The following is a 10424-nucleotide window of genomic DNA, read 5'->3' as shown; positions in this document are numbered from 1 at the left end:
AAGGAGGGGTCCTTCACCGGAGTCACGACGCCCAACCTCGCACCGCCTCCGCCGCAACCGCCCGGAACTGCCGGACAGTCCGATCCCACCGATACCCGGCGGCATGATCCCGCGCGGCCTTGCCCATCAGCTCCCGGCGATGCCCGGACAACGCCAACGTGCACCACGCGGCGGCGAACGAGGACTCACCGGAGGCGAGCAGCCCGGTCTCCCCGTCGATCACGGAATCCCGAAGACCAGGCACATCAAAGGCAATGGCCGGAGTCTCCCGAGCCGCCGCCTCCGTCACCACCAGGCCCCACCCCTCCACCGCGGAGGGATGCAGCAGCAGCCAGGCCGCACATAGCAGCCGGTGCTTCTCGGCCTCGGTCACATGCCCGGTGAACTCGACTCCAGGACCGGCGAGTTGCTCAAGACGACCCCGTTCAGGACCGTCCCCCACGATGAGAAGCCGGCCGCCGGTGACCGGCCGCACCCGCTCCCACAACCGCAGAAGCAAGTCGATCCGCTTGTACTCGACGAGCCGCCCCACCGCCACGAACAGCGGCTCGGAGGAGCGATCCGCGCGCGGGCCCGGCTCCTCCACACCGTTGTGGACGACGCGTATCCGCTCCCGCTCGACGCCGATCGTCCGCAGCGCATGGGCGGTCGACGGGGAGACGGCGACCAGCAGACTCCGCTGCTGCGCACCGGTCAGCGCCCAGTGCTCCAGTCTTCGCCCGATACGGGCGGCCGGGGCCAAGGGTCCCCCGAATCTCATCCGCCACAGGTCGGTGTGAACGTGGTTCACAAGGCACAGCGTGGGACCGCGATGCCACAGCGGCGCCAGATACGGCACTCCGTTGCAGACCTCGACCAGCAGATCGGTCTCGCCGACCTGGCGGGCGAAGGCGGAGCGGGCGCGCAGATAGTGGCTGTGGGTGCCGCCCGCGGAGACGACCCGGTAGTCGCGGTAGGCCGCGGGGCCGCCGCAGAGGAGGGTGACCTGGTGGCCGAGGTGGGTCAGTCCGTCGGCGAGTCGGTCGACGAGCAGTTCGGAGCCGCCGGCGGACCGGTTGCCCAGGTCTCGATGGGCGAGGAAAACGATTCGGCGCGGCTGTGGGGGGAGCGCCGGAGGGTGCTGCGGCACCGTGGGGAACGGGGCGCGCAGCGAAGACGGCACGTGCTGGGGCATCGGTGCTCCAACATGTCTCGGGGTGCGGAACTCAGCGTGGGGGAAGAACGCGCCGATTGGTTACGGCTGGGGCGAGATGGGTGTTTCCGTGGGGGAACCGGGGGCTTTCTGTACACGGGCTGCGTGTGGGCTGTGGACGGGTTGTGCTCGGGTGGGGTGGACAGTTTTCGCCCAGCCGTTCGTCACGGCTACTCACCGAAGTGACAATTTCGGGCTTTATTAGAGCTGACGTAATGTCATATCGTGAGCGTCGGCTGGGGCGATTCGGATGAACCGGGACGCTGCCTCCCTCGTACCACCAAAACGATCCCGGCCACGGCGAGGACGAATCCCACCACACCCGCCCCGATCGGCAACGTCCGCCCCACCAGCTCCAGTCGCCCGCTGTCGTCCTCCGCCTGCGACACGGCCTGCTTCTGCGTCTCGGTGGTGAACGCGATCTTCCGGCTGTCCAGCAGCACCGCCGCGTCCTCCTTGCCGCCGGGTGCGCGCAGGGTGCGGCGCGGACCGGTCTGGGCATACAGCACACGGCCCGTGGCCTGGTCGACTACCAGTTCAACGCCGTGGTTGGCGTACCACTCCTCGGCCAGCACCTGCGGTGTGTCCAGGTCGACGAGCCGGCCCGGCACCAGCCGTGTCCCGGTCTTCGTCGCCGGTACCGTCGCGGTGAACCGGTAACCGGTGTACCCCTGAATCTCCTTGGTACCCCGGTAACTCATCGTGACCGTCCCGCCGAGGGTGTTGTCCCACCACCGGTAGTCCCGCTTCTGCACGTCGAAGGGGAACTTCAGATAGGCCTCGCCCTCGATGTGGGGCTTCTCCTCGCAACAGTGCACTGGCCGGGTCGTCTTCCGGTCCATCACCCATCGATGCGGTACGTAGTCCAGCGCGTCGTGCGGATCCTCGGCGGGCAGCGACTTGTCGGTGTCGACGGTGGTGATCACATCCCACACCGCGTTGCCGCTGTCCTCACTCTCCGCGACATTTCCCCGGACCCGCTGGGTGACGGTGATGGTCCGGTTCGGGACGGTCTCGATCTTCTCGGTGTCGAAGACGCTGCCGGTGCCCTTGTAGACGGCGGTGGTGTCGATGTCGATCGGGTTCACGGCGGCCCGTGGCTCGACGTACCAGGCGAGCATGGGTGCCAGGACGAGCAGGAACGTGCCGAGACCCAGCAGGATCAGCGACAAAGGTGAGGCTGTACGGCGCATCCGGGCACTCCAGAGGCTCGGGACGACGCGACGTGGGGGGTGGCCGCGCCGAGGGTGAAGGTGCGCGTGCGAGAGGGGTGCGGCACGGTCCGAAGCACGGCACCCGTCTGGGCCGGGAACCGTAGGCGCCCCTTGACGAGGTGTCAATGTCGTGTCGACACTGGGGCCCGACAGGCAGGGACGGAAAGCCCGGGTGGGGCGACCGAACAGCGGTTGTACAGAGTTTGTACAGAGAGGCTGACCCTGCGATGTCCAGACTGCTCGCCGCCGCGCTGACCGTAGCGCTCGCCGCCGCCCTGGCGGTGGGGGCCGCGCTCGGCGTGGTCGCCCTGCTGGAGGCCACCCCCGACCAGCCGAACAACCCCCTGATCACCTACGAACAAGCCGGCCAGGGGAGTTGACCCGTGCCGTCCGCTGCCCGCACCGACGCCGTCTCGACCCGCTCGGCCTGGCACGACGTCCCGCGCCTCCAGGTGCGGCGCTTCGCGGCCATCGCCATGGCCGAGGCACCGGCACTCGCCGAAGAGATCATGACCGAGATCCGCCGCGAGTACCCCCATCTGCCGCTCGTCCTCGACGAGTCGGGCGAGCCGATGGCCCTGATCGGCATCCGCCGGGCGATCGAGGTCTTCGTCCAGCACCTGGAGACGGCGGAGGGCCGCCCGACGGTCCCGCCGGGAGTGTTCCAGGACTTCGGCAGGGGCGAGGGCCTCAACGGCCGCAGCCTGGACTCCCTCCAGGCGATCTACCGCATGGGGGTACGGCTGGCCTGGCGCTGTTTCGCCGACATCGGCCAGCGCGTGGAGATCCCGCCACCGGCGATGTACGAACTGGTGGACGCGGGCTACGAGTACCTCGACGGCCTCGTGGACCAGTCGGTACGCGGCTACGCGGAAGCGGCGGCTCGCCAGGCCGGGGAGCGACTGCGCCTCCAACGCCGCCTGATGGAACTCCTGTTGGCCGAACACCACCGGGGCGACCCGGCCGACGCCCTCACCGAACGCGCCGCACGCATCGGCTGGCCGCTCCCCGGCAAGGCCGCAGTCGGCGTCCTGCTGCGCCCGGCGAGGGAGGCGGTGGCGCCCGCGGTCGGCCAGGGCGTACTCCTGGACATGGAGTACGAGCAGCCCAGGATGGTCGTCCCGGAACCGGACGCGGCAGGCCGCTCGGAGCTGTTGCACCGAGCCCTGACGGGCTGGTCGGGCGCGATAGGCCCGCCGGTCCCGCTGACGGACGCGGCGAAGTCGCTGCGCTGGGCGGAGGCGGCGGTACGGCTGATGGAACGCGGCCTGTTGCCGACGGGCGAGGTCCTGTACTGCACGGAGCACACGGAAGCGCTGGTGCTGCTCCAACCCGAGGAACTGATAGACGACTTGGCCCTGCGCTGCCTGGCCCCCCTGGCCCACTGCGGCCCGACCCACGGCCGCCGCCTCGCGGAGACGTTACTGGCGTGGCTGGAGACGAGGGGCGGTGCGCCGGAGGTGGCGGCCCGACTGGGCGTCCACCCCCAGACCGTCCGTTACCGCCTGCGTCAGATCCGTGAGCTGTGGGGCGACGAGATAGACGACCCCGACCGCCGCTTCGAGCTGGAACTGGTGTTGCGGGCACAGCGGTTGCGGGGCCGTCTGGGTGAGTTCCGACGCGCTCAGTAGCCGTACCGGCTCTTCAGGGGGCGCCAGAAGTCATGCCCACACCAAGGTGGCGGCGCTGACCGGGGCGATCGGGGAGCCGGGGCTGGTGCCGGTGGCGTTGACGGTGTAAGCGCCGGGGGGAAGGCCGTCGAAGAGGGCTTCGAGGGGCTCGGGGCCCGGGTAGACGACCCGCGAGTGTGCAGGGGTGCCGGTTTCGTCCTTGATGGTGAGGAGTACGGCGGTTCTGGTGCCGGCGGCCGAGGTGAGTCGGACCGTCAAGTCCTCGTCGGTTGTGATGAGTTCGGGGACGTCCAGGCGTAGGTGTGTCTCCTCCGGTGCGCGAACGACGATGTCGCTCGCGGTGAGAATGCCCTCGAGTTCGTCCAGGGCGGCCGGGTTGCGCTGAAGGTTGCCGTGGTGGTCGGGGACGCGGCGGAGGGTGTTGCTGTTCATGGGGACGTCGGCGCGGCAGGCGGCGACGAGGGGGACCGTGCCGTCGCCGTAGAGGTGTTGGGCGGTGTAGGTGGGGTGGAGGGTGAGGGTGTTGTGCTGCAGGCGGGCGGTGGTGGGGGTGTTCTGCTGGATGCCGACGATGGCGTGGGTGGTGGTGAGGGAGGCGGGGCGGGCCGCTTCGGCCGCGCGTAGATCGGTGTGGAAGAGCATGGCGTCTTCCGTCTGCGTGCGGCTCAGCTCGGGGAGGCTCTTGATTTCGGTGGTCTTGGCGAGGGTGCCGGTCTGCGGGTCCTCGATGCAGGCGTACTCGGGGAGGAGCTGGTGGAGGGAGGGGAGGGTGCGGGCGAAGGTGGTGAGGTCGAAGGAGAGCGGGCCCAGGCGTTGGTGGGCGCCGTTGACCAGCTGGTCGAGGGATTTGGCCGCGCCTCGGTAGGGGGTGCCGAGGGTGATCAGCTTGCGGGTGTGCGCGGCGCCGTCGCATTTCTCGATGTACCAGCGCGCTATGAGGCCGCCCATGGAGTGGCAGACGAAGGTGAGTTGGGCCTCTGCGTTGCGGGGGTGCTTGGCGCGCCGGCGGTCCAGGGCCGGTTCGACGATTGTGGCCAGGCGGCGGGCGTTGTAGCGGTTGGAGAGGCGCCAGTCGTAGGGGACCGGCAGGAGGTTGCCCGCGGCTTCCGTGTAGCCGAGGGTGCGGAGGCGGGCGAGGAGTTTGTCGTAGCCCTTGACCGGGGTCCAGATGCCGGGGATCAGGTGGAGGGTGGTCATCAGGGCGACCGGTTCCACGCCGTCGCCGGGGTGGTCGTCGCCGATGCCTTCGGGGAGGCGGAGGTTGTTGATGGAGCGGCCGAACGACTTGATCGCCTTGAGGACGGCGCCCGGGGTGGGGGACCAGACGAGGCCTTCCTCGGTGCGGAGGGTGCTGCCGGTGATGCCGGGGAGGACTACTACCAGGTCAGTTGTCATCGGGGTCGCTCGGGTTCTGGAGGCGGGCGGTGAGGTGGGGGATCAGGGTGAGGGCGGCCTGGTGGTGGGGGGAGATTTCGGCCAGGGCGGTGATCCAGGTGGGGATGTGGTCGGGGGCGGCGTCGCATGCGTCGTTCAGGAGGTTGGTGGCCGACTCCTCGTCGCCGGAGATCGCGGCGGCGACGGCGAGGTGGAACTCGGCTTCGGCCATGAGGACTTCGTCGTCGTGGGCGGCGGAGAGCGCGAGGAATCCGATGGCGTCCAGCACCGCCCGGTCGGGCTGTCGTGCCGCGTCGTGGAGCAGGGCGGGGAAGCGGGACGGATCGTCCAACGCGTCGAACGCGGGGCCCTCGGCGTTGAGTTGGGCGAGCGTCAGCAGGGCCGCCGCACGGGCGGACTGATAGCCCTTGTCCCCGGAGAGCACAGTGAGAACGAGATCGTCCAGCAGGTCGTCGCGGCGCTGTTCGAGCAGGGTTCTCTGATCCGCTGTTTCGGCGGTGGCGAACTCATAGGCGAGAACGGAGCACAGGGTGGGGTGGTACGCGGCGTCCACGCCTTCCCGCCGGGCCGTTCGGCGCAGCTCGCGATAGCGCTCGGCGGCCTCGTCCACCACCGCGAGCAGCGCCTCCTCCACGCAGCTGTCCGCCTCCGGCGCCAGCAGCTCCGGGTGCGCCGCGAGATGTGCCCGTTCGGCGGTGTAGTGCTTGGTGTTGATCCAGGCTTCGGCCTGCTCGAGCAGACCGGGATCGAGGGTGAGCCAGGCGGGCGGGGCCGTGCCGGTGATGCGGTGCCAGTCGCGGTCGAATACGTCCGCGTCGGCGGCGCGGTGCCGACGGCCGACCGCGTGCAGGAACCAGAGCAGCCCAGGGTCGTCGGCAGCGACCGCCGACCGCTCGACCTCGACGAGCCATGCCGTGGCGCTCGGGTCGCCCGGGGAAGCGTGGTGGGCGCGGTACAGCAGAAGCTGAGCGGCGGTGTCCGGCGCGGCCTGACCGAGGATCTCGGCCCACAGCTCTTCTGTTGATTCACCCAGCTCACGGGAGTGGGCGCCGAGATTGTCGAGGGCGCCCGCGAGGTCGGACAGATGGCCGGGGTCGGTGTCGGTCAGAGCGCGCCACCGGTCCACGGCTTCCTTGGCCGTCCTGATGGCCTCGGTGTGGCGGCCGAGGCTGCTGTAGTGGTTGCCGAGGTTGTTGAGGACTCCGGCGAGGTCGGGCAGGTGGGCGGGGTTCTCTTCCGCGAGGGTGCGGTAGAGGGCCACGGCCGCTTCGGCGTGGGGCAATGCGTCGGTGTGGCGGCTGAGGCCGCCGTAGTGGATGGCGAGGTTGTTGTGGGCTCCGGCGAGGTCGGGGAGGTGGGCGGGGCTGGTTTCGGCCAGCGTGACATAGAGGCCGATGGCCTTCTTGACGGGAGGCAGTGCGTCGGTATGGCGGCCCAGCTCGCCGAGGTGAATGCCGAGGTTGTTGAGGGCATTGGCGAGATTGGGCAGATGGCCGGAGTTCTCCTCGGCCAGCGCACCGTAGAGCTCGACGGCCTCCTCGGTTGGGGGCAGTGCGTCGGTGTGACGGCCCAGATCGCCGTAGTGGGCGCCGAGGTTGTTGAGTGCGTTGGCGAGCTGGGCGAGGTGACCCGGATTGCTCTCGGCCAGGGTGCGCCATCGGTCCACGGCTTCCTCGGCGAGTTCCAGTGCTTCGTTGTAGCGATCGAGGTCGCTGAAGCGGTTGGCGAGGTTGGACAGGGAGCCGGCGAAGTCTGGCAGGTGGGCGGGGTTGGTGTCGGACAGGTCGCGCCACCGGTCCACGGCTTCCTCGGCGAGCTTCAGGGCCTCGGCGCGCCGGCCGAGGCTGCTGTAGTGGTTGGCGAGGTTGGTCAGGGAGCCGGCGAGATCGGGGAGGTACGCGGGGTTCTCCTCGGCCAGGGCGCGTCGTAGGCGGACGGATTCCGTGGTGGGCTTCAGGGCGTCGGTGTGGCGGCCCAGGGCGCCGTAGTGGTTGCCGAGGTTGTTGAGGGCGCTGGCGAGGTTGGGCAGATGGGCGGGGTTGTCCTCGGCCAGCAAGCGCCGTAGGCGTACGGCTTCCTCGGTGGGGCTCACGGCGTCGGCGTGCCGGCCGAGGCTGCTGTAACGGGTCCCGAGGTTGTTGAGGGACATGGCGAGGTCGGGGAGGTAGGCCGGGTTGTCCTCGGCCAGCATGCCGTAGAGGTCCAGGGCTTCCACGGTGGGTGGCAGGGCCTCGGTGTGACGGCCCAGGTTGCTGTAGCGGACGCCGAGGTTGTTGAGGGCCATGGCACGCTCGGGGAGGTAGGCGAGATCGTCCACGGTGTCGTAGATGTCGATGGCTTCCTCGGTCGCGGACAGGGCATCGGTCAGCCGGCCGAGGTTGCGGTAGCGGGTGCCGAGGTTGTTGAGGGCGCTGGCGAGGTCGGTGCGGTGGGCGGGGTTCTCCTCGGCGAGGGTGCGCCGTAGGCGAACGGCTCTCTCGGTCGGAGCGAGCGCCTCGGTGTGCCGGCCGAGCTCGCTGTAGCGGATGCCGAGGTTGGTGAGTGCCATGGCGAGCTCGGGCAGGTAGGCGGGGTTGTCCTCGGCCAGCGTGCGGTACAGGCCCAGGGCCTTCTCGGCGGGGTCCAGGGCGTCGGTGTGCCGGCCCAGGTTGCTGTAGCGGATGCCGAGGTTGTTGCAGGCTCCGGCGAGCTCGGGGAGGAACGCGGGGTTGTCCTCGGCCAGTCTGCGGTAGAGGTCGGCGGCTTCCTCGGTGGGAGCCAGCGCCTCCACCTCTCGTCCCCAGCGATGCAGCCGAACGGCGGTGAGCGTCGCGGCCATACCGACGTCGGGCAGGAGATCGGCGTCCTCCTCCTCGGCCAACGAACGCAGCAGAGCAAGTCCGTCCGGTCCCGCGTCCGCGGCGTGGCGCCACGCGTAGAACCACAGATAGGCGGGCCCGTAAGCCGCAATCCCGGCCCCGAGTCGCTCCCGGTACACACCGAGCAGCGCCTCGGCCACCGCCAACGCCCGTGGATCGAAGGGCTGCTCGGCCGATGCCCGGAAAGGAGGCCGAAGATGATCGGCAAGGCTCTGATGTGCCATCCGGTAGACGGCGACGCCCCCCTCGCCGTCCTGCACGACATGCCGCCCGAGATGCTCGAGAACCCAGCTGATGTCCTCCCGAGTCACCTCGACGCCCTCGGGCGCCTCGACGTTCGCGATGCGCAGCCACTCGTCCTCCGGGAAGCCCGCCCCGTAGGCCCAAGTCAGCGCGCGCATCAGGGATGTGGCGACATCGGCCGACTCCGTGGGAACAGCCGCCAGATCCGCGTCCAGCGCCTCCTCCACCGAGTGGCTGACCTTCGCCTCCCACCCCTCCACCGAGGTGTCGACCGGAGTCGCGGAGAGCTGGTCCGCCACCAACCGGGCCAGCAGGAACGTGTGTTGGACCTCCTCCGCGTCCTCCCCGAACAGCTGCCCGGCCACCGCCGCGGCGTCCATCCGCTCATCCACGTCACTCAACCGCAGCCGCACGTACTCCCGCAGATCGCCCCGCCCCTGCCGCTGCACCTCGGGATCATCGAGATCGATCCCCGCCCCTTCCGCCGCCAGCGTCGCCACCAGCCCCGGCCCTTCCTCGATGCGCTGCATGTCCCGCGTGGACACGACGACCACCGCATGAGCAGCCAGCCGAGTCAGCAGATCGTCCGCGACCTTGAAGGCCTCACCCCGCGCCTCGTCCAGCCCGTCCATCACCAGAACTGGTGGCTCAGCCCCGTCCTCGACGGCCCGCTGCACCTCACCCACCAGCTCACTGGCGTTGCGCCGAGCCTCCCGGGCGGGCAATAACCCGGCCCGTACCAACTGCCCCGCGAGATGGTCCGCCGCCAAGTCCGCCGTAAGCCCCCGGGCATGCACATGCGCCGACACCGACCGCACCTCGGGCAGCACATGACTCCACGCATGCCCGTCCCGCAGCAGCCGCTCCCGCTCGTCCGGGTTGGACAGGCTCACCACCCGCCCCAGAATCGCCGACTTCCCGGTCCCCGCAGAGCCGGTCACCACATGGAGCCCGGGCCGCCCCTCCCGCACCCACTCCACGACCTGGTTCACCTCGGCCGTACGCCCCGTGAACCACGACTGCTCATCCAGCCGAGCCCCACTCCGCGCCGCCCGCAGCAGATGCTCGACCACCTGCTCCGGCGCCCCCGCCTCGTACAACGGATTCGGGAACATCCACCACGCACTGCCCCGGGACCGGAAATCCGGAGTCTGCGCCCCGCCGCCCCACTCCTTCAGTACGGCGTCGCAGACGTCGTCGCCCCGGACGTACTCGTTGTGCACGGACCACCGCATCCGCAGCTCAGGCAGATCCGGCCCCGCCGCCAGTACCTTCCGCAACCGCTGCCCGAACAGCCCGTCCCGCGCCTTCTCCACAGGCAGGCACGAGGTGACCACCCCGACCCACACCTGCCCGGCCGCCTGCGTCTCCCGCATGATCAGCGTCGCCAGGTCGTCCGCCGAGATCGCGTCGCCGGAGTAGCAGGTGTCGAAGACGAAGAGCAGCTGGTTCGCGCCGGACTCCGCGCAGGGGAGTACGACATCGACGAGGGGGACACCGTCGCTCGCGTACGGGCCGCTGTCCGAACCCAGCAGCCGCAGGCCCCCCGCCGCCGGCAAGCTGCCGTGCCCGCTCCACGCCACCACCAGCGCGCTGTCGGCGGGCATGACCCCGCGCAGCGCCCGCAGATAGTCCCGCGCCTCCCCCTCCGTCGGATTCCGCAGCGGCTCCCCCTCGAAGACGGCCCCCAGCACTGAGGCCAGCCCCTCCACATCCCCCACGGCATGATCAAGCTGTTTGTGCGCATCCGACGTGTACTCCCCGACGCCGATGCCGGCCAGATGCCCTCTGAACACCCTCGAACCCCCCGAGCGGCCCTACGCAGGCCGCCAGTATCCGCCGCCCCCCACTCCGACGCACCGCAAACCACCGAGTTTCACCACGAGTTGCC

General features: G+C 70.0%; 6 protein-coding genes. 2 read left to right on the top strand and 4 right to left on the bottom strand.

What is annotated here, in order from left to right; all coding sequences use genetic code 11:
* Window positions 1-22: 22 nt before the first annotated feature.
* Together OHT76_RS14060 and OHT76_RS14055 are read right to left on the bottom strand one after the other, a co-directional pair.
* Complete coding sequence (locus tag OHT76_RS14060) at window positions 23-1174, bottom strand: glycosyltransferase family 4 protein (RefSeq protein WP_328871157.1); 1152 nt, start codon at window positions 1172-1174, stop codon at window positions 23-25.
* 236 nt (window positions 1175-1410) lie between these two features.
* Window positions 1411-2385: a DUF3068 domain-containing protein gene (locus tag OHT76_RS14055; RefSeq protein ID WP_328871156.1), complete on the bottom strand. Its 975-nt coding sequence runs from the start codon at window positions 2383-2385 to the stop codon at window positions 1411-1413.
* Between the two features lie 248 nt (window positions 2386-2633).
* Between OHT76_RS14055 and OHT76_RS14050 the strand changes: the two genes are divergently transcribed.
* The gene (locus OHT76_RS14050) at window positions 2634-2786 is read left to right on the top strand and encodes a hypothetical protein (RefSeq protein ID WP_015660618.1); all 153 of its coding nucleotides are present in this window, start codon (window positions 2634-2636) and stop codon (window positions 2784-2786) included.
* Window positions 2787-2789: 3 nt separating this feature from the next.
* Window positions 2790-4037, top strand: coding sequence for a helix-turn-helix domain-containing protein (locus OHT76_RS14045; RefSeq protein ID WP_328871155.1), 1248 nt, complete (start codon window positions 2790-2792; stop codon window positions 4035-4037).
* Window positions 4038-4067: 30 nt separating this feature from the next.
* On the opposite strand, the gene OHT76_RS14040 is transcribed toward OHT76_RS14045, so the two are convergent.
* On the bottom strand, window positions 4068-5432 hold the full coding sequence (locus OHT76_RS14040; RefSeq protein WP_328871154.1) for an esterase/lipase family protein: 1365 nt from the start codon (window positions 5430-5432) through the stop codon (window positions 4068-4070).
* Window positions 5422-10329 (bottom strand): tetratricopeptide repeat protein, encoded by a 4908-nt coding sequence (locus OHT76_RS14035; RefSeq protein ID WP_328871153.1) that lies wholly within the window; start codon window positions 10327-10329, stop codon window positions 5422-5424. Before OHT76_RS14035 ends, OHT76_RS14040 begins: the two co-directional genes overlap by 11 nt.
* Between the last annotated feature and the right edge of the window lie 95 nt (window positions 10330-10424).

This window comes from Streptomyces sp. NBC_00287 (assembly GCF_036173105.1).
Taxonomy (GTDB): Bacteria; Actinomycetota; Actinomycetes; order Streptomycetales; family Streptomycetaceae; genus Streptomyces.
The sequence above is the reverse complement of the archived record's forward strand: the minus strand, read 5'-3'. Positions and strand labels throughout refer to the sequence as shown.